Genomic DNA, 22531 nt, shown 5'->3' with positions numbered 1-22531 from the left:
GCAGCAGCGGACTCGTACTGCCGCAGCCGCTCGCGGGACTCATGGAGATCAGCCATGGCACGACGCAGATACTCGCGAAGCTTGTCTTCGTTGTTGACAGACACGGCGCTCCCCCTGTGATCCGAGTGTCTTTCCGGGTCGGTCGATTCGAGCGGGCAGTGCTCCGGCCGGCGCTACGCCAGTCGGAAATCGCTGTCGAGCAGGTCGAACAGTTCCTCGTCGGAGGCGGTCCGGAGGCGGTCGCCGACCTCGCCGCCGGAGCCGCCGTCGGTGTCGCGGGGCGGACCCGGGACGGGCCTGCCGACCTCGGCGAGCAGGACACGCAACAGGTCGGCTGCGCGGGTCCGGTCGGCGTCGTCCCTGACGACCGTCGCGATTCCGTCCCGCAGGCGGTCGAGCATGGCCAGAACGCCGGCGGCGTCCGTCGGGAACTGTTGCCCGGTGGGCGACCGGCGGTCCAGTTCGGTCCGCAGATAGGCAGCCAGGGCCGCCGGAGTCGGGTGGTCGAAGACGACGGCGGCCGGCAGGCTGAGGCCCGTGGCCACGCCGAGCCGGTTGCGGAGGTCCACGGCGGTGAGCGAGTCGAAGCCGGCGTCGCGGAAGGCCCGCTGCGTGCTCAGCATCGCCGCCTCACCATGTCCGAGAACGGCGGCGGCCTCCGCCCGGACCAGGTCGGTCAGGATCGCCGTACGCTCGGCCGCCGACCTGCCGGTCAGCAGCGCGGCGAGGGCGGCTTCGGCAGGCTTTCCCGGCGTACCGCCCCTCGGGCGCGCACGGCTCGGACCCAGCAGGACGGCGGGCACCGCGCTGTCGGCGGCGTGGGACCGCAGCACCGCCGCATCGAGGCGGACGGGGTGGTACGCCGCCGCCGGTCGGGAGCAGGCGGCGTCGAAGAGGACGAGCGCGTCGTCCACGCCGAGCGGCACGAGCCCGGACCGGCGCAGCCGCGCCACGTCCGCAGCGCCGAGGCCGGCGGCCATCCCGCCGTCCAACGGCCCCCACGCCAGGGCGGTGGCGGGCAGCCCCTGGCCCTGCCGCCAGCTCGCGAACGCGTCGAGGAAGGCGTTCGCGGCGGCGTACCCGGCCTGCCCGGCGCTGCCGATCGTCCCCGCGACCGACGAGAACAGCACGAAGGCGGTGAGGTCGAGATGCCGGGTGAGTTCGTGCAGGTTGACCGCCGCGTCCGCCTTGGCGCGGAGCACCGCCGCGACCCGCTCGCCGGTCTGTGCGGTCAGCACGCCGTCGTCGGGCAGGCCGGCCGAGTGCACCACCGCGGTGAGCGGATGCGCGGCGGGAACCCCGGCCAACAGGCGCGTCACCGCGCCACGGTCGCCGACGTCGCAGGCGGCGACGCGGACGGACGCTCCCAGCTCCTCCAGTTCCCGGGTCAGGGCCGCCGCCCCGGGGGCGTCCGGCCCGCGCCGGCCGACCAGCAGCAGGCGGCGGACCCCGTGCCGGCGGACCAGGTGCCGGGCCACCGCGCCGCCGAGCATGCCGGTGCCCCCGGTGACGAGGACGGTGCCGGCGGCGGCCCACGGCGGGGCGGCACCGGTGCCGGCCGGCGCCCGCACCAGGCCCGGAACGCTGGCCGTGCCGGCCCGCAGTGCCAGCTGCGGCTCGCCCGCAGCGATCGCCCCGGGGAGGGCACGCAGCGAATCCGGGTGGTCGTCGGTGTCCACGAGGACGAACCGGTCCGGATGCTCGGTCTGGGCGACCCGCAGCAGGCCCCACACCCCGGCGGCGGCCGGATCGGTGACGGCTGTCCCGGCGTCCACGGCTCCGCTGGTGAGCACGACCAGCCGTGAGCCGGTGAAACGGTCGTCGGCGAGCCACTCCTGGACGACGGCCAGCGCCCGTCGGGTCCGTGCACCCACGTCACCGGGCTGCCGCCCTGCCGGGCCGTCGGAGCGGCGGAAGTCGACGAGCACGTGGCCCGGTGCCCCGTTGGTGGCCAGCGCGCCGCCCAGCGCGCCCAGGTCCGGGTACGCCTGGACGGGCACCCCGGCCCCCAGTGCATCGGACGGCAGCGGGGCGTCCGCGCCGACGACCGCGAACCGCGCCCCGGCGGCCACCGGGGCGGGCTGCACGGCGGACCACTCCAACCGGTACAGCGGTGCCTGGCCGGTGACGGCCGCCGCGATCCGGTCGGCGGCGACCCGGCGCAACGCCAGGGTGGCTGCGGCGAGGACCGGCGTCCCGTCGCCGTCGGCGACGGTCACGCAGACCGAGTCGGCATCGGCGGGCGCGATGCGCACCCGGAGCCGGTCGGTGCCGGAGGTGAACACCCGCACGTCCGTGAAGGCGAACGGCAGCATCCCGTGTGCCCCACCGGGAAACTGGTCACCGAAGACGATCGCGTGCAGGGCCGCGTCCAGCAGTGCCGGATGGACGGTGTAGTCGCCCGCCTCGGCGGCGTACTCCTCGGGGAGCCGGACCTCGGCGAACGTCTCGTTCCCGCGACGCCACACGGCGCGCAGCCCTCGGAAGGCGGGGCCGTATCCGATGCCGTTGTCGGCGAAGCGCTCGTACTCGCTCTCGACGCCCACCGGCTCCGCCCCCTCGGGCGGCCAGTTGCTGCCAGGGCCGGCGTCCCACGCGGGTGGGCCGGCGGCCGGCCCCGGCGCGGCGCTGTCGACCCGGCCCGAGGCGTGCCGGGTCCAGTGGGGAGGCTCGGGCCCCACCGGTGCGGAGTGGATCCGGACCTGGCGGGCCCCGTCGGCGTCTGGTCCGTCGACGACGACCCGCACGCGGACGCCCCCGTCGTCGGCCAGCACCATCGGCGCCTCGAAGGTCAGTTCCGCGACCCGGGTGCAGCCCACCTCGGCGCGCACCCGGTGCATGATCTCCAGCAGCGCGGTCCCCGGCACCACCGTGCGCCCCCACACGCTGTGGTCGGCGAGCCACGGATGCGTCCGCACGCAGAGCTGACCGCTCCAGACCGTGCCGGCGCCGTCGGGCAGGTCCACGGCGACGGCGAGCAGCGGGTGCCCGGCCACGTCGAGGCCCACGGCGGTCAGGTCGCGTGCACCGGGGCGCGGGTCGAGCCAGTAGCGGGACCGCTGGAACGGGTAGGTGGGCAGGTCGGTGGCGAGCGGGCCGTCGCCGAGCGGCGCGACCGGGTCGACGGGAAGCCCGTGCACGTGGACGGCTGCCAGGACCTCCCGCACGGCCACTGCGTCGTCGCGGTCCCGGCGCAGGGTGGGCAGGAACAGCAGGGGACGGTCGGGCTCCGCGGCCCCGGCGGGCTCGGCGGCGTCCGCGACATCCACCGGGTCGGCGGGATCCGCCAGGCAGTCGCGCGCCATCGCCGTGAGCACTCCGTCCGGGCCGAGTTCCACGAACGTGTCGACGCCCTCGGCCCGCAGCGCACGCATGCCGTCGAGGAAACGCACCGGCTCGCGGGCGTGCCGGACCCAGTACCCGGCCGTACGGAGGTCGGTGCCGGACGCGATCGCCCCCGTGACGTTGGCGACCACGGGGATCGACGGCTCGCCGGCCCGGAGATCGCCCATCGCCTTCTCGAACTCGGCGAGCATCCCGTCCATCCGTGCGGAGTGGAAGGCGTGGCCGACCCGCAGTCGCCTGGCCCGGCGGCCCCGGTCACGCCACAGCGCGACCTGCTCCTCGACGGCCGCCTCGTCGCCCGCGATCACGGTTGCCTGCGGCCCGTTGACCGCTGCGATCGACAGTTCGCCCTCCCGTCCCGCCAACAGGGGGCCTACCTCGCTCTCGGCGGCCTGGAGCGCGGCCATCGCACCGCCGGCCGGCAGGCCCGCCATGAGTCGACCGCGCACCGCCACCAGCCGGGCGGCGTCCGGCAGGGTGAGGACGCCCGCGACGTACGCCGCGGTGATCTCCCCGACCGAGTGGCCCAGCAGGGCGTCAGGCCGCAGCCCCCAGCTCGTGACCAGCCGGAACAGCGCCACCTCCAGCGCGAACAGGGCGGGCTGGGTGTACGCGGTGTCGTCCAGCAGCGCCGCCGCCTCGGTGCCCGGCTCGGCGAGCATGACGGCGCGCAGCGGCCGGTCCAGGTGCCGGTCGAGTTCCGCGAGGACGCCGTCCAGGGCCTGCGCGAAGGCGGGATGCCGGGCGTACAGCTCCCGGCCCGCGCCCGGTCGCTGGCTGCCCTGCCCGGTGAAGAGGAAGGCCACGCGCCGCTCCGGCACGGCCCGCCCGGTGACGAGCCCCGCAGCGCTGCGGCCCGCCGCGAGCGCGTGGAGGCCGTCGAGCCGCGCGGTGTCGTCCCGGCCCAGCACGGCGGCCCGGTACGCGAACGCGGTGCGGGAGCGCGCCAGCGCGCGGGCCACGGCGTCGGCGGGCTCCGGCCGGGTCCGGGATGTCAGGTGGGCGTGTAGCCGCCGAGCCTGCTCGCGCAGGGCCGCCTCGGTCCGGCCGGACAGGACCCAGACGGGGTCGTCGCCGGCCGTCCCCGCCGGTTCGTGGGCAGTGGGCACCGTCGCCGCCGGGGCCGGGGCCGGGGCCGAGGCCGAGGCCGGATGGTGGGCGACGGATGCCGGCGGGGCCGCAAGGTCCGTCGCCCCGGTCGCCCCCGCCGCCGCACCGGGGGCGCTCTCCAGGATGACGTGCGCGTTGGTGCCGCTCGCGCCGAACGAGGAGACCCCGGCCCGGCGGGGCCGGTCGCCGTGCTCGGGCCAGGGCCGCCCCTCGGTCAGCAGCCGCACCGCGCCCGACGACCAGTCCACCCGGGTCGAGGGGCGATCGACGTGCAGGGTCCGGGGCAGCCGCGCGTGACGCAGCGCCAGCACGGTCTTGATCACCCCGGCGACCCCTGCTGCGGCCTGGGTGTGGCCGATGTTGGACTTCAGGGATCCCAGCAGGAGCGGCCGGTCCGCCGGCCGGCCCTGGCCGTACGTCGCCAGCAGCGCCTGCGCCTCGATCGGATCGCCCAGCCGGGTGCCGGTGCCGTGTGCCTCCACCGCGTCCACCTCGTCCGCGGCCAGCCCCGCGTTGGTCAACGCCTGCCGGATGACCAGTTGCTGGGCCGTACCGTTCGGGGCGGTCAGGCCGTTGCTCGCCCCGTCCTGGTTGACCGCGCTGCCCCGCACGACTGCCAGCACCTGACGACGGTTGCGGACCGCGTCCGAGAGCCGTTCCACCAGCAGCATCCCCACGCCCTCGCCGAACCCGGTCCCGTCGGCGGCGTCCGCGAACGCCTTGCAACGGCCGTCCTCGGCGAGACCGCGCTGCCGGGCGAAGTCGACGAACATCGTCGGCGTGGCGAGCACCGTCGCCCCGCCCGCCAGGGCCAGCTCACACTCGCCCGACCGCAGCGCCTGCACGGCCAGGTGCAACGCGACCAGCGACGACGAGCAGGCCGTGTCGACCGTCACCGCCGGCCCCCGCAACCCCAGGGTGTACGCGATCCGGCCCGACGCGACACTGCCCGCGCTGCCGTTGACCAGGTAGCCCTCCAGGTCCTTCGGGACCTCCGACAGCCGGCTGCCGTAGTCGTCGTACATCACCCCGACGTAGACCCCGGTGCGGGTGCCGCGGGCCGAGTCGGGGGCGATCCCCGCCCGTTCGAAGGTCTCCCAGGCGGCCTCCAGCAGCAGCCGCTGCTGCGGGTCCATGGCCAGCGCCTCGCGGGGCGAGACGGTGAAGAACTCCGGGTCGAACTCGGCGCAGTCGTAGAGGAAGCCGCCCTCGCGCACGTAGCTCGTGCCAGTCGAGTCCGGATCCGGGTCGTAGAGCCTCCCGACGTCCCAGCCCCGGTCGTCGGGGAAGCCGGAGATCGCGTCGGTGCCAGCCTCGACCAGCCGCCACAGGTCCTCGGGCGTGCTCACCCCGCCAGGCAACCGGCAGCTCATGCCCACGATGGCGATGGGCTCACGCGCGCTGTCCTCCAGCTCGCGCAGGCGTCGCCGCGTCCCGGCCAGCTCGGCGGTGACCCGCTTGAGGTACTCACGCATCCGGTCCTCGTTCGCGGTCACCTGCCGGCCCTCTCCTCGGTCGGGGTTCACAGCTGCTCCTCGATCAGCGCGAAGAGTTCGTCGTCGGACGCCGAGTCCAGCCGCTCGGCGACCGTGGCATCCACCAGCCCGTCACCTGCCGGCCCGGACCGTGGCCCGCCGACCAGGGCGAGCATCTCCTCCAGCCGCCTGCGGACGATGTCCCGGCGAACGTCGTCCGTCCGCATCCCGCCGAGCGCCGCAGCCAGTGCGTCGAGTCCGGTCAGTGCCGCCGCGCCCTCGTCAGCCGCCCCCTCGGCGGCGAGGCGGTCCACGAGGTGCTCGGCCACGGCCGACGGGGTCGGATGGTCGAACACCAGGCTCGGCGCCAACCGCAGGCCGGTCGCCGAGCCCAGCCGGTTGCGCAGTTCGACTGCGGTCAACGAGTCGAATCCGACCTCGCGGAACGGTCTGCCCGGGTCCACGTCCGCCGCTTCCCGCAGGGCGAGCACCCCGGCGACATGGGCGCGTACCAGATCCAGCAGTTGCCGAAACTGGGCCTGTGCGTCCTTCCCGGCCAGTTGCCCGCGCAGCTCGTCCGCCTCCTGCGGCGCGGCGACGGCGGGCGCGGGCGCACCGCCGGCGGCGCCCGACGAGGCCGCGCGACGGAGCGGAGCCGCCGGCACCAGACCCCGCAGCAGGACCGGGACGGCGCCCGGTCCGTTGGCGGCCCACTCCCGACGCAGCGCCGCCGGGTCCAGCCGGGCCGGCACGAGCACCGGTTCGTCCCGGGCCAGGCCGAGGGCCAGGTCGAACAGCGCGAGGCCCTCCTCTCCGGTCATCGGGGCGATGCCGGAGCGCCGCATCCGCCGCAGGTCCTGCTCGCCCAGGTGGCCCGTCATGTCGCTGGCCAACCCCCAAAGACCCCAGGCGAGGGAGAGGCCGGGCAGGCCCCGGGCCCGCCGGTGCTGCGCCAGGGCGTCCAGGAAGGTGTTCGCCGCCGCGTAGTTGGCCTGGCCGGGCCGGCCCAGGATCCCCGCCGCCCCGGAGAACAGCACGAACGCGGCCAGCGGCAGCCCCGCAGTCAGTTCGTGCAGGTGCAGTGCCGCGTCCACCTTCGGCCGGAGCACCGCGTCGACCCGCTCGGGGGTGAGCGCCTGCACCGCCCCGTCGTCGAGTACGCCGGCCACGTGCACCACGGCGGTCAGCGGATGCTCGGCGGGGATGCCGCCCAGGACGCCGGCCAGCGCGGCGCGATCCGTGGTGTCGCAGGCGGCCAGCGTCACGTGGGCGCCGAGCCCGCTCAGCTCCTCGGTCAGCCGGCCGGCACCGGGGGCGTCCGGACCGCTGCGGCTGACCAGCAGCAGCCGGCGCACACCACGGGTGGTCACCAGGTGCCGGGCGAGCAGCCCACCGAGCGTGCCGGTCGCGCCAGTGAGCAGGACCGTGCCGTCGGGGTCCAGGACGGCCCCCGGTTCGGGTTCCGCCTGCTCCGGCTCGGGTACGGGCCGCACCGGCTCGATCTCGGGCAGCAGGATCTGACCGGCCCGCACCGCCAGTTGGGGCGCGCCCATGGCGAGGGCCGACGGCAGCGCCGCGAGCGAGCTGTCGTCCGCGTCGACGTCCACCAGCGCGAAGCGGTCCGGGTGCTCCGACTGGGCCGACCGGAGCAGGCCCCACAGTCCCGCGTGGACGAGGCCCGGCACGTCCTCGTCCGGCCCGGCGGCCACGGCCCGTTCGGTGACCACCACGAGCCTGGCCGCGATGAACCGCTCGTCGGCCAGCCAGCGTTGCAGCAGATCCAGCCCCGCCCGGGTTGCCGCCCGGACGGCCCCGGCCCGGGCGTCGCCCACCGCGCCGTCGCCCACCGCGCCGTCGTTGGGCGACGGGCCGGCGGCCAGCGAACTGTCGGCGCTCCAGCCGGCGGCCCTGCGGAAGTCGGCGAGGACGACGGCGGGCAGTTCCGCGCCCGCGTCCAGGGCCGCCCGCAGCGAGTCCACGTCGGTGTGCACGTCGACGGTGGCGACCGGCCACCGGTGCGGCCCGGCGGCCCCGTCCGCCTCGGCACCGTTCGGGGCAACGACCGCCCACCGCTCGTCGGCTGCCCCGGCAACGGCGGCCTGCCGTCGCCAGCCGACCCGGTACAACGCCCCGGCTCCGGCATCGGCGGGCAGCCCGAGGCGTTCCCGGACGAGCGGACGCAGGGCCAGGGCGTCCAACGAGAGGACCGGAGCACCGGCCGGGTCCACCGCGTGCAGGCAGACGGCCGAGTCACCGGACCGGCCGATGCGAACCCGCAGAGTGTCGGCGCCGGTGGCGTGGAGCACGACGCCCTGCCAGGCGAAGGGCAGCAGCACGCTGCCCTCGGGGACGCCGACGAGGTCGCCCGCCAACCACCCCTGTAGGGCGGCGTCGAGCAGTGCGGGATGCAGCCCGAAGCGAATGGCCTCCGCGCTGACCCGGTCGGGCAGCCGCACCTCGGCGAACACCTCGCCGTCCCCCCGCCAGACCCCCTGGAGCCCGGCGAACGCCTCCCCGTACTCGTAGCCCAGCGCCGCGAACCGCTCATACAGGTCGGCCACGTCGACCGGCTCCGTGCCCGAAGGTGGCCAGGCGTCGGTGTGCCAGGGCGCAGCCGGTGCGGGCCGCGACCGCGAGGCCAGGACGCCCACCGCATGCCGCGTCCAGGCGGACTCGGCCGGCGCCGCATCGTCCCGGGAGAACACGCTCACCGCGCGGCGGTCGGATCCGTCGTCGGGGTCGTCCACGAGCACCTGGAGCCGCACCCCGCCCCTGGCCGGCACCACCAGGGGAGCTTCCAGCCGCAGCTCCTCGACCTCCGGACAGCCAGCCGCAGCGGCGGCGTGCAGGGCGAGTTCCACGAAGGCCGTACCGGGCAGCAGCACGGTGCCGGACACGGCATGGTCGGCCAGCCAGGCGTGCGAGGCGAGCGACAGATGCCCGGCCAGAAGCAGGCTCCTGGAGCCGCCGACCGACAGCGCACCCCCGAGCAGGGGATGGTCCTCCCACTCCATGCCGAACCGGGCCGCCGCGGCCGTCCCGACGCCAGCGGGCGAGGTCTGGGCCCAGTAGTGGCGTCGTTGGAACGGATACGTCGGCAAATCCACCAACCGTGCGCCCGCCCCCGCGAACACACACTTCCAGTCAACGTTGATGCCGCCGACGAACGCCTCACCCACCGACGTCAGAAACCGGCTCCATCCGCCGTCGTCACGGCGCAACGACCCCACCACCACCGGCCGCACATCCGGATCCACCGCCGCCGCCGACTCCAACACCCCACCCGCCAACACCGGATGCCCCGAACACTCCACAAACCCCGAGAACCCGTCTGCGGCAAGCCGCCCCACCACATCCGAAAACAACACCCGCTCACGCAAATTCCGATACCAATACCCACCATCCAGACCTGTGCCATCAACCAGACCACCCACCAGGGAGGAATAGAACGGCACGAGGCCCTGCCCCGGGGACAAACCATCCAACAACCGCGACAGGGTCCCCTCCACCGCCTCCACACGCGGCGAATGCGACGCATAATCCACCGCCACCCGCCGCACCCACACCCCATCCCGCTCACACTCACCAACAAACCCCTCGGCGGCATCCACATCCCCCGACACCACCGTCAACGACGGACCATTCACCGCCGCCACACCCAACCGACCACCCCACCCCAACAACCGATCCTGCACAACCGCCACCGGCAACCCCACCGACACCATCGCACCACCACCGGCAAGGACCTCACCAATCACCCGCGACCGAACTGCCACCACCCGAGCGCCATCGGTCACACTCAACACACCCGCCACCACCGCCGCAGCAACCTCACCCTGCGAATGACCCACCACCGCATCCGGCACCACACCCACCGACATCCACAACCGCGCCAAAGACACCATCACCGCCCACGACACCGGCTGCACCACATCAACCCGAGCAAAGGACCCGTCACCCGCCCCGCCGCAGACCACCTCCAACAAATCCCAGTCCACAAACTCCGACAACGCCCGCCCACACTCCACCATCGACTCAGCAAACACCTCCGACTCATCCAACAGAGCCGCCCCCATACCCACCCACTGCCAACCCTGACCCGGAAACACAAACACCACCCGACCACCACCAGCAGCAACACCAGCGGCCACCGAACCCACCACCGAACCCGAAGCCACCGCCCCGGAAGCCACCGCCCCGAGACCAGCAACAACCTCCTCCACACCCCCACCGAACACCACCGCGCGATGCTCGAACACCGACCGCGACGACACCAACGACCAACCCACATCCACCAAACCGACACCACCGGAGCCACCACCGTCAGACAACCCCGCGCACATTTCACGCAACCGACCCGCATACGCCCGCAACGCCGCCGTCGAACGAGCCGACACCACCACCGGAACCACCGACAAACCCCTACCCACACCAGCACCGCCACCGGCACCGGCATCGGTATCGGAATCGGAATCGGAATCGGCAGGATCGTCGAACTCCGGAGCCTGCTCCAAAATCAGATGCGCATTCGTCCCCGACACCCCAAACGCCGACACACCCGCACGACGCACCCGACCCACCACCGGCCAACCCCGCACCTGGGTCACCAACTCCACCCCACCCGACGACCAATCCACCAACGGCGACGGCACATCCACATGCAACGTCGCCGGCACCACCCCCGCCCGCAACGCCATCACCATCTTGATCACACCCGCCACACCCGCAGCCGCCTGCGTATGACCAATATTCGACTTCACCGAACCCAACAACAACGCCCCACCCACACGACCCCGCCCATACGACCCCAACAACGCCTCAGCCTCAATCGGATCCCCCAACCGAGTCCCCGTCCCATGCGCCTCCACCACATCCACATCCGACACACCCAAACCCGCCGCCACCAACGCCGCACCAATCACCCGACGCTGCGCCACCCCCGACGGCGCCGTCAAACCATTCGACCCACCATCCTGATTCACCGCAGAACCCCGCACCACCGCCAACACCCGATGACCACGCTCCCGCGCCACCGACAACCGCTCCAACACCACCACCCCCGCACCCTCCGCCCACCCCGTCCCATCCGCACCACCCGCAAACGCCCGACACCGCCCATCACCCGACAACCCACCCTGCCGAGAAAACTCCACAAACAACCCCGGCGCCGCAATCACCGTCACCCCACCCGCCAACGCCACATCACACTCACCCAACCGCAACCCCTGACACGCCAAATGCAACGCCACCAACGACGACGAACACGCCGTATCAACCGAAATCGACGGACCCTCCAACCCCAACACATACGAAACACGACCCGACGCGACGCTCACCGACTTGCCGGTGAGCAGATAGCCCTCGAGTTCCTGCGGAGCCTCGTGCAGACGGGCGGCATACTCCTGGTGGGTCAGGCCGGAGTACACGCCGGTCCGGCTACCCCGCAGACCCGCCGGATCGATTCCCGCACGCTCCAATGCCTCCCATGACGTCTCCAACAAGAGGCGCTGCTGCGGATCCATCGCCATCGCCTCACGCGGCGACACACCAAAGAACTCCGCATCGAACATCCCCGCGTCATACACAAACCCCCCCTCCCGCGCATACGACTTCCCCGCGGCACCCGGCACCGGATCAAAGAAGGAGTCCACGTCCCAGCCCCGGTCGTCGGGGGCCGGGCCGATGACGTCAGCACCGGCCAGCAGGAGGTCCCAGAGCTTCTCGGGAGTGTCGGCTCCGCCGGGGTAGCGGCAGGCCATGCCGACGATGGCAATAGGCTCGTCGACGGGCTCGGCTGCGGTAGTCACCGGGACTTCCTCGGCAGAAGCGCCGACGAGGACGCCCTCCAGGAACTTCGCCAACGTGGACGGGGTGGGGTGGTCGAAGACCACCGTCGGAGGCAGACTCAGACCGGTCGTGCTGTTGAGGTGGTTGCGCAGTTCGAGCGCCGTGAGCGAGTCGAAGCCGGCGTCCTTGAAGGCCCGGGTGGGCGCGACCGCATCCACCGTCTCGTGCCTCAGGACCGCGGCCGCCGCCGCCCGCACCGTTTCGAGGAGGACCCGCTGCCGTTCCGCGTCGGGCATCCCCGCCACCCGCTGCGCAAGGCCGGCGCTCGGCGACTCGGTGTCCACTTTCCGGGCATCGAGCGCGCTCCTGGCCTCGGGCACCCCATCGAAGAGCCGCCCCGAGCGCAGGTCGGCGAGACGCGGAGCGAAAGCCGCCCAGTCGACGTCGGCGACGGTGACAGACACGTCATCGCGGTCGAGGGCCTGCTGCAGAGCGGCGATGCCGCGTTCCGGGTCCAAGGCCGTGATGCCACGGCGGTTCAGGTTCTGCTCGCCGATCCCCTCCGCCATGCCACCGCCGCCCCACAGTCCCCAAGCTATGGAGGTGGCGGGAAGGCCTGCGGCACGACGCCGCTCCGCCAGGGCGTCCAGCGATGCGTTCGCCGCCGCGTACGCCGCCTGGCCGCCGTTGCCCCAGACTCCGGTAACCGATGAGAAGAGGACGAAGGCGTCCAGCTCCTGGTGCTGGGTGAGTTCGTCGAGCAGCAGCGCGGCAGCGGTCTTCGGACGGAAGACTTCGTCGATGTGTTCGGCGGCGAGCGTGTCGATCACACCGTCGTGCAGGACTCCGGCGGTGTGGAAGACCGCAGTGGGCGGATGCGCCGCCAGGACCTCGGACAGCGCAGCCCGGTCCGCTACATCGCAGGCGGCCATGGTCACCTCGACACCGAGCGCGCGAAGATCAGCTTCCAGCTCTGCCGCACCCGGGGCGTCGGCACCCCGACGACTGGTGAGAACGAGGTGTTCGGCACCGTTGCGAGCGAGCCACCGGGCCACCCGGCCACCCAGGCTTCCCGTACCTCCGGTCACCAGGATGCTCCCGCGAGGGCGCCATTCCCGGCGCGCAGTGCCCGCCGCGCGCGTCACCCGACGCCCGTAGATCCCCGAACCGCGTACCGCGATCTGGTCCTCGCCGTCCGCTCCGGCGAGGGCGTTGGCGAGTTGGTCCAGCATCCGGGCATTCGGTACGGACGGAAGGTCGACCAGGCCGCCCCAGCGGTCCGGCAGTTCCAGGGCGGCCACCCGCCCGAACGCCCACACCTGCGCACCGAACACATCCGGCGCCTCCTGGGGCACCACAGCCACCGCCCCCTGCGTGACGCTCCACAAAGGAGTCTCGGCTCCCGCGTCACCGATGGCCTGCACCAGCGCCAGCGACGAGACCACGCCCATTCCGATGGAGGGGTATTGGGGATGCGCATCCTGCACAAGCCCGAGAAGAGACACGACGCCCGACAGCGGCAGCGACCCAGCCGTCGTGGTGGCGAGCAGTTCGGCGATCCGGGCCCGGCCCGCGAGCGGATCCACGGCCAGCAACTCGACCTCGGCGCCCCTGCGAACGAGCGCTGCTGTGATGTCTGCGGCAAGCTCCGAGTCGGCGGCCCCCGGGTCGGCGATGAGTAGCCAGCGGTTGGTGAGGGGTCGGGGGTCGTCGGTCGGCAGCGGTTTCCAGGTGATCCGATACCGCAGACCACCCACCGGGTCGGCGGTGGTGGTATCGCCCGTAGCGGGACGGGTGGCGGGGTTGGTGGGCGTCGGTGCCCAGTAGTGGCGTCGTTGGAACGGATACGTCGGCAAATCCACCAACCGCGCCCTCGCCCCCGCGAACACACACTTCCAGTCAACGTTAATGCCGCCGACGAACGCCTCACCCGCCGACGTAAGGAACCGGCTCCACCCACCGTCGTCACGGCGCAACGACCCGACCACCACCGGCCGCACATCCGCATCCACCACCGCCACCGACTCCAACACCCCACCCGCCAACACCGGATGCCCCGAACACTCCACAAACCCCGAGAACCCGTCTGCGGCAAGCCGCCCCACCACATCCGAAAACAACACCCGCTCACGCAAATTCCGATACCAATACCCACCATCCAGACCTGTGCCATCCACCACACCACCCACCAGGGAGGAATAGAACGGCACGAGGCCCTGCCCCGGAGACAAACCATCCAGCGATCGCGACAGGGTCGCCTCCACCGCCTCCACATGCGGCGAATGCGACGCATAATCCACCGCCACCCGCCGCACCCACACCCCATCCCGCTCACACTCACCAACAAACCCCACAGCAGCATCCACATCCCCCGACACCACCGTCAACGACGGACCATTCACCGCCGCCACACCCAACCGACCACCCCACCCCGCCAGTCGTTCCTGCACAACCGCCACCGGCAGTCCGACCGACACCATCGCACCACCACCGGCCAACACCTCACCGATCACCCGCGACCGAACTGCCACCACCCGCGCACCATCGGTCACACTCAACACACCCGCCACCACCGCCGCAGCAACCTCACCCTGCGAATGACCCACCACCGCATCCGGCACCACACCCACCGACATCCACAACCGCGCCAAAGACACCATCACCGCCCACGACACCGGCTGCACCACATCAACCCGACCAAACAACCCATCACTGACACCACTCACACCGCCCGCCCCGCCGCGGACCACCTCCAACAAATCCCAATCCACAAACCCCGACAACGCCCGCCCACACTCCACCATCGACTCAGCGAACACCTCCGACTCATCCAACAGAGCCGCCCCCATACCCACCCACTGCCAACCCTGACCCGGAAACACGAACACCACCCGACCACCACCAGCCGCCACACCCGACGCCACCGAACCCACCACCACCGAACCCACACCCGAACCCGAAGCCACCGCCCCAGAAACCACCGCCCCGAGACCAGCAACAACCTCCTCCACACCCCCACCCAACACCACCGCCCGATGCTCGAACACCGACCGCGACGACACCAACGACCAACCCACATCCACCAAACCGGCACCATCGGAAAGACCCACACACACCTCACGCAACCGACCCGCATACGCCCGCAACGCCCCCACCGAACGAGCCGACACCACCACCGGAACCACCGACAAACCCCTACCCACACCAGCATCAGCACCAGCACCGGCATCGGTATCGGTATCGGTATCGGTATCGGTATCGGCAGGATCGTCGAACTCGGGGGCCTGCTCCAAAATCAGATGCGCATTCGTCCCCGACACCCCAAACGCCGACACACCCGCACGACGCACCCGACCCACCACCGGCCAACCCCGCACCTGGGTCACCAACTCCACCCCACCCGACGACCAATCCACCAACGGCGACGGCACATCCACATGCAACGTCGCCGGCACCACCCCCGCCCGCAACGCCATCACCATCTTGATCACACCCGCCACACCCGCAGCCGCCTGCGTATGACCAATATTCGACTTCACCGAACCCAACAACAACGCCCCACCCACACGACCCCGCCCATACGACCCCAACAACGCCTCAGCCTCAATCGGATCCCCCAACCGAGTCCCCGTCCCATGCGCCTCCACCACATCCACATCCGACACACCCAAACCCGCCGCCACCAACGCCGCACCAATCACCCGACGCTGCGCCACCCCCGACGGCGCCGTCAAACCATTCGACCCACCATCCTGATTCACCGCAGAACCCCGCACCACCGCCAACACCCGATGACCACGCTCCCGCGCCACCGACAACCGCTCCAACACCACCACCCCCGCACCCTCCGCCCACCCCGTCCCATCCGCACCACCCGCAAACGCCCGACACCGCCCATCACCCGACAACCCACCCTGCCGAGAAAACTCCACAAACAACCCCGGCGCCGCAATCACCGTCACCCCACCCGCCAACGCCACATCACACTCACCCAACCGCAACCCCTGACACGCCAAATGCAACGCCACCAACGACGACGAACACGCCGTATCAACCGAAATCGACGGACCCTCCAACCCCAACACATACGAAACACGACCCGACACCACACTCGGCGACGTCCCCGTCAACAAATAACCCTCAAACCCGCCACCCGACTCCACCAACCGCGGCCCATACTCCTGACCCATCACCCCCACATACACACCCGTCCGCGAACCCCGCAACCCCAACGGATCAATCCCCGCACGCTCCAACGCCTCCCACGACACCTCCAAAAACAAGCGCTGCTGCGGATCCATCGCCACCGCCTCACGCGGCGACACACCAAAGAACTCCGCATCAAACATCCCCGCGTCATACACAAACCCCCCCTCCCGCACATACGACTTCCCCACCACACCCCGCACCGGATCAAACAACCCCTCCACATCCCAACCCCGATCCACCGGAAACCCCGAAACCGCATCCCCACCCCCCAACACCAAATCCCACAAACCCTCCGCAGACACCACCCCACCCGGAAAACGACAACCCATCCCCACCACCACCACCGGATCATCCACAGCAGCAATGGAGGTGACCTGCCCGACGTTCTCCGGTTGCCGGCCCTGAATTTCTTCCTGCAGTTTCCGGGCAGCGGCCATCGGGGTGGGATGGTTGTATACAAGCGAGGCGGGAACCCGCAGCCCAGTGCCGCGTTGCAGGTGGTTACACAGCTCGACGGCGGTGACCGATTCGAATCCATGCTCCTTGAACGTGCGCTCCGGATCGACCGCCTGCGCCGAGTCGAGGCCCAGAACGACGGCGGTGCTGGCGCGAACGGTCGCCAGGAGTCGGTTCAGTTGCTCGGGTTCGGCCAACGTCAGAAGCTCGGCCCGAATCCCTGGCTCGGGTTCGGCTGGTTCGTTCTCCGACTCCGCGTGATCATCGAGGACCGGAGCTGGCGCGCCGTCAGCGTTCGGTGCCCAATAGTGGCGTCGTTGGAACGGATACGTCGGCAAATCCACCAACCGTGCGCCCGCCCCCGCGAACACACACTTCCAATCCACACTCATCCCACCGACGAACGCCTCACCCACCGACGTCAAGAACCGCCCCCACCCACCATCATCACGGCGCAACGACCCGACCACCACCGGCCGCACATCCGGATCCACCACCGCCACCGACTCCAACACCCCACCCGCCAACACCGGATGCCCCGAACACTCCACAAACCCCGAGAACCCATCCCCAACAAGCCGCCCCACCACATCCGAAAACAACACCCGCTCACGCAAATTCCGATACCAATACCCACCATCCAAACCCGTGCCATCCACCACACCACCCACCACCGACGAATAAAACGGCACGAGACCCTGCCCCGGACACAAACCATCCAACAACCGCGACAGGGTCCCCTCCACCGCCTCCACACGCGGCGAATGCGACGCATAATCCACCGCCACCCGCCGCACCCACACCCCATCCCGCTCACACTCACCAACAAACCCCACAGCAGCATCCACATCCCCCGACACCACCGTCAACGACGGACCATTCACCGCCGCCACACCCAACCGACCACCCCACCCCAACAACCGATCCTGCACAACCGCCACCGGCAACCCCACCGACACCATCGCACCACCACCGGCCAACACCTCACCAATCACCCGCGACCGAACTGCCACCACCCGCGCACCATCGGTCACACTCAACACACCCGCCACCACCGCCGCAGCAACCTCACCCTGCGAATGACCCACCACCGCATCCGGCACCACACCCACCGACATCCACAACCGCGCCAAAGACACCATCACCGCCCACGACACCGGCTGCACCACATCAACCCGACCAAACAACCCCTCACCCACACCACCCGCCCCGCCGCGCACCACCTCCAACAAATCCCAATCCACAAACCCCGACAACGCCCGCCCACACTCCACCATCGACTCAGCGAACACCTCCGACTCATCCAACAGAGCCGCCCCCATACCCACCCACTGCCAACCCTGACCCGGAAACACAAACACCACCCGACCACCACCAGCCGCCACACCCGACGCCACCGAACCCACCACCACCGAACCCGAACTCACCGCCCCAGAAACCACCCCATCCAAACCCGCCACCACCTCCGCGACACCCCCACCCAACACCACCGCCCGATGCTCAAACACCGACCGCGACGACACCAACGACCAACCCACATCCACCAAACCGACACCATCGGAAAGACCCACACACACCTCACGCAACCGACCCGCATACGCCCGCAACGCCGCCGTCGAACGAGCCGACACCACCACCGGAACCACCCGAACCGAACCGACACCGGCATCGGTAACAGCCGTTTCCTCAGCCGCCACCGGAGCCTGTTCGAGAATCAGATGCGCATTCGTGCCGCCCATGCCGAAGGAACTCACTCCGGCGACACGCGGGCGGCCCGTCCCGTCACCCGGCCACGGCTGCAGTTCCGTCTGAACCCGGAGGTTCAGCTCGTCGAGGCGGATGTCCGGGTTCGGCGTACGGAAGTTGAGGCTCGGCGCCAGCACCCCCTCACGTACGCACAGCACCGCCTTCAGCAGGCCCGTGATGCCGGCCGCCCCCTCCAGGTGGCCGACGTTGGTCTTGACCGATCCGACCGCGAGTGGGTTGTCGCAGCCGCGGGCGACACCCAGCACCGCCCCGAGGGCCGCCGCCTCGACGGGGTCGCCGGCCTTCGTCCCGGTGCCGTGCAGCTCGACGTAGTCGACGTGTTCGGGGGCCACCCCCGCCCGCTCGTACGCCCGGCGCAGCAGTGCCTCCTGTGCCTCCCGGTCGGGATGGGTGAGGCTGGGGCCACCGCCGTCGTTGTTGACGGCACCGCCCCGGATGACGCAATGCACCTGGTCGCCGTCCTCGACCGCGCGGATCAGCGGCTTGAGGACCATGGCCACGCCACCCTCGCCACGGACGTAGCCGTTGGCCCGGGCGTCGAAGGTGAAGCAACGCCCGTCAGGGGAGAGTGCCCCCATGCGCGCCATGGCGGCGGTGCTCTCCTCGGCCAGGATGAGGCTCACCCCGCCGACGACGGCGACCGCGCTCTCGCCCCGCAGCAGGCTTTCGCACGCCAGGTGGACGGCGACCAGGGACGACGACTGCGCGGAGTCCACGGTGAAGCTGGGGCCGCGCAGACCCAGCAGGTACGAGAGACGGTTGGCCGTGAGGCTGCGGTTCAGGCCTGTCGCGGTGTGTCCGCTGATGGCCGTGCCGGAGCGGCGCAGCAGGGTGGCGTAGTCGTCGGCGGTGAGCCCCACGAAGACGCCAGTGTCGGAGCCCTTCAGGTCGGCGGGTCGGATGCGGGCGTTCTCCAGTGCCTCCCAGCCGAGTTCGAGCATCAGGCGCTGTTGCGGGTCGACCGCGGCGGCCTGGCGCGGGGACATGCCGAAGAACGCGGCGTCGGATTCTCCCTTCCCATCGATCACCGCCCGCCAACCGCCGTCGGGCTGGCGGTCGACCGCGCTCCGCCCGCTGCACAGCAGGTCCCAGAATTCCTCGATGCTCGGCGCGCCGGGAAGCCGGCAGGACATCCCGATGACGGCGATATCGCGGTGGCGCAACACGTCACTCTGCACGGTCATGAGGTCTCCTGGGTCGAAGAACGATGCTGGGAAAGCCCATCCGCGGTCCGGCGGGGACGGCTGCGCTGCGCTGCACGCGTCTGCGCCCACAACTCGCATCGTCCCGGCGGGCGCTTGCAGCGACGGCGGCCGGTGGTTTTCGGCTTCACCAGGCCATGTCAGCTCCGGGCCGGCCGAGCCAATGAACTGCTGATCCGTTCGTCACCTGATCCGGCGCCCAGGCCGGGTCACCACGTCACCGGAAGGGACACGAGGCTGCGTACCATCATTCCCTTGTTCCATTCAAGTTCGTTTTCCTCGACGGCCAGGCGGAGACCGGGAAGCCGCCTGGCCAAGGTGCCGATGGCGGCCTGTATTTCCAGCCTGGCCAGTGACGCCCCGATGCAGTAATGGGGCCCGTGCCCGAAGGCGATGTGCGGATTCGGGTCGCGGTCGAGCACGACGTCGGCGGCATTCGCGAAGACGTCGTCGTCCTGATTGGCGGACGCCAGGGAGAAGACGACGGCGTCGCCGGCCCGGATGGTCGTCCCGTTGAGTTCCAGGTCCTCGGTGGCGATGCGGGTGGGGCCGACCGAGGCCCAGAGCGGGGCCACCCGCAGCAGTTCCTCGACTGCCGTGGGGATCAGCTCCGGACGGGCATGGAGTTGCTCGTACCTGGTCCGGTCGCGCAGCAGGAGGAAGATCTGCGAGGCGATCTGGCTGGCGGTCGTCTCGTGGCCGCCGACGAGCAGGCCGCCGGTGAGCATGACGAGTTCGTCCTCGGTCAGTCGATCGCCGTCGTCTCGCGCCTCGACCAGGGCGCCGAGGAGGTCGTCGGTGCGGTGTGCACGGCGCTGCGCGAGGAGGCCGCCGAGGTACTCGACGAAGTCCTCTACCGCGCGGTCGACCTGGTCGGCCGTGTATCGGGTGGAGGACATCAGGGCATCGCTGAAGGCACGGAACAGGTGCTGCTCGTCGTACCCGATGCCCATCATCTCGCAGATGATCATCACCGGCAGGGGAAGCGCGAGTTGCTGCACGAGGTCGGCCGGCGGCCCGGTTTCGACCACGTCGTCGAGAAGTTGATCGGCGAGTTGGACGACGCGCGGGGCGATGTCCCGTACGCGCTTCGGTGTGAACGCCGTGGCAACGAGCCTGCGCAGTCGGGCGTGCGCGTCGGGGGGAAGACCCATCAGACCGTCGGGTTCCTGGAGACGGGGGGAGGCGCGCGGCACGTCCCGCCCGGCTCCGGCTGCAATGCTGAGTCGGGGGTCAGAGAGGGCCTTCTTGGCGTCGGCGTGCCGGGTGACCAGCCAGGCGTCCCCGCCGTAGGGCATGCGGACGCGGGCGACCGGCTCTTTCGAGCGCAGTTCGCCGTACGTGGGATCGATATTCAGGTCGGTACGGTCACTGAAGGGGTAGAACCTGCAGGACCCGGCCGTTACTGGGTGCTCCATGGCAGCTCTCTTCCAGGCAGGGTGCGGTTCCGCATTGATCAGGGATGCGGTTTTGCATTGATCTTGGCAACGCCCCCTCGAACAGCACGCCCCTTTCGTCGATTCAGCCAACACCCATCGATGATCATTGTCACGAATCCGCAGAAGACTATGTCAAGTCTCGATATAGAACCGCCCCGACCGTCGACAAAAATGACCGCAATCAACTGATAAAACGGGTGCTCCGAGCGTTGCAGACAGCACTATGTCAGGTCCGGCCTTGCGGCCATCACGATTCGGACCGAAGATTACGACGCCCCGGAGAAGCGCAGGGTCCGCCCTGCCCGCCGCCACAGCGCTGACTCGCCGCCCAGCACAACCGTCAATGCCGGCGAGGCGACCGAGCTGGCCACAGGTGACAGCGCCAGCCCGGAAGATCCCCTCCCCGACCGGACGCCCTCGCGAACCAAGGTTCTCTTTCCCTTCGGCCCGACGGCCGAGACCACCGAGGAGATGAGCACACCATGACGCAGACCCCGAACGCCCCGGCGGGACCGATCGACCTGCCGAAGGGCGCCGACGCCCAGGGGCTGCTGGACTGGTTCGCGTACATGCGGAAGAACTGGCCCGTCTCCTGGGACGAGACCCGTCAGGCCTGGCACGTGTTCTCCTACCGGGACTACCAGACCGTGACCACCAACCCGCTGATCTTCTCGTCGGACTTCACCTCGGTCTTTCCCGTACCGTCGGAGCTGGCCCTGCTGATGGGCCCCGGCACCATCGGCGGCATCGACCCGCCGCGGCACGCGCCGCTGCGCAAGCTGGTGAGCCAGGCGTTCACCCCCCGCCGGATCGCCCAGCTGGAGCTGCGGATCGGGCAGATCACCGCCGACGTGCTCGACCAGGTACGCGACCAGGACCGGATCGACATCGCCAGCGACCTCGCGTACCCGCTGCCGGTGACGGTCATCGCCGAGCTGCTCGGCATTCCCACCAAGGACCACGAGAAGTTCCGCGAGTGGGTGGACATCATCCTCAGCAACGAAGGGCTGGAGTATCCCAACCTCCCGGACGACTTCACCGAGACGGTGGGCCCCGCCATCGAGGAATGGTCCGAATTCCTGTACGCCCAGATCGCCCAGAAGCGCGCCGAACCGAAGGACGACCTGATCAGCGGCCTCTGTGCGGCGGAGGTCGACGGGCGCAAGCTGACCGACGAGGAAGTCGTCAACATCGTCGCGCTGCTGCTCACCGCCGGGCACATCTCCAGCGCCACGCTGCTCAGCAACCTGTTCCTGGTGCTGGAGGAGCACCCGCAGGCACAGGCCGCGGTCCGCGCCGACCGCAGCCTCGTGCCGGGCGTGATCGAGGAGACGCTGCGCTACCGGTCCCCGTTCAACTGCATCTTCCGGATCCTGAACGAGGACACCGACATCTTCGGCCACCCCATGCGCAAGGGCCAGATGGTGATCGCCTGGATCGCCTCCGCGAACCGCGACACCGAGGTGTTCACGGACCCGGACACCTTCGACATCCGACGCGAGTCGAACAAGCACCTGGCGTTCGGCCACGGCATCCACCACTGCCTGGGTGCGTTCCTGGCCAGGCTGGAGGCGAAGGTCTTCCTCAACCAGACGCTCGACCAGTTCACCGAGTTCCGGATCGACCACGCCGGGGTCGAGTTCTACGACGCCGACCAGCTCACCGCGCGACGCCTCCCCGTCCAGGTGGTACGCGACGGACGGCACCCGAAGTAGGACGTCGAGCCGGTGACGGCCGTCGT

At 70.5% G+C, this 22531-nt stretch carries 4 protein-coding genes; 1 reads left to right on the top strand and 3 read right to left on the bottom strand.

Annotated features, from left to right (window positions below):
* Nucleotides 1–173: 173 nt before the first annotated feature.
* From O7628_RS18765 to O7628_RS18755, 3 genes are all read right to left on the bottom strand, one after another.
* Nucleotides 174–5951, bottom strand: coding sequence for a type I polyketide synthase (locus O7628_RS18765; protein ID WP_278132330.1), 5778 nt, complete (start codon nt 5949–5951; stop codon nt 174–176).
* A gap of 26 nt (nt 5952–5977) precedes the next feature.
* The gene (locus O7628_RS18760; protein WP_278132327.1) at nt 5978–19333 is read right to left on the bottom strand and encodes a type I polyketide synthase; all 13356 of its coding nucleotides are present in this window, start codon (nt 19331–19333) and stop codon (nt 5978–5980) included.
* Between the two features lie 227 nt (nt 19334–19560).
* Nucleotides 19561–20769 carry a cytochrome P450 gene (locus tag O7628_RS18755; RefSeq protein ID WP_278132325.1) on the bottom strand — a complete coding sequence of 403 codons (1209 nt, stop codon included), beginning with the start codon at nt 20767–20769 and terminating at the stop codon, nt 19561–19563.
* A gap of 503 nt (nt 20770–21272) precedes the next feature.
* On the opposite strand from O7628_RS18755, the gene O7628_RS18750 reads away from it, so the two are divergent.
* Nucleotides 21273–22505, top strand: coding sequence for a cytochrome P450 (locus O7628_RS18750; RefSeq protein WP_278132323.1), 1233 nt, complete (start codon nt 21273–21275; stop codon nt 22503–22505).
* Nucleotides 22506–22531: the final 26 nt, after the last annotated feature.

The sequence above is a fragment of the Micromonospora sp. WMMD956 genome, assembly GCF_029626125.1.
GTDB classification, from domain to species: domain Bacteria; phylum Actinomycetota; class Actinomycetes; order Mycobacteriales; family Micromonosporaceae; genus Micromonospora; species Micromonospora carbonacea.
This window is presented reverse-complemented; position numbering and strand designations above follow the sequence as displayed.

Excerpts from the sequence above, each read along its gene's own strand:
- O7628_RS18760 (WP_278132327.1), bottom strand. The coding sequence starts at position 19,333 with ATGACCGTGCAGAGTGACGTGTTGCGCCACCGCGATATCGCCGTCATC.
- O7628_RS18755 (WP_278132325.1), bottom strand. The coding sequence starts at position 20,769 with ATGGAGCACCCAGTAACGGCCGGGTCCTGCAGGTTCTACCCCTTCAGT.
- O7628_RS18750 (WP_278132323.1), top strand. The coding sequence starts at position 21,273 with ATGACGCAGACCCCGAACGCCCCGGCGGGACCGATCGACCTGCCGAAG.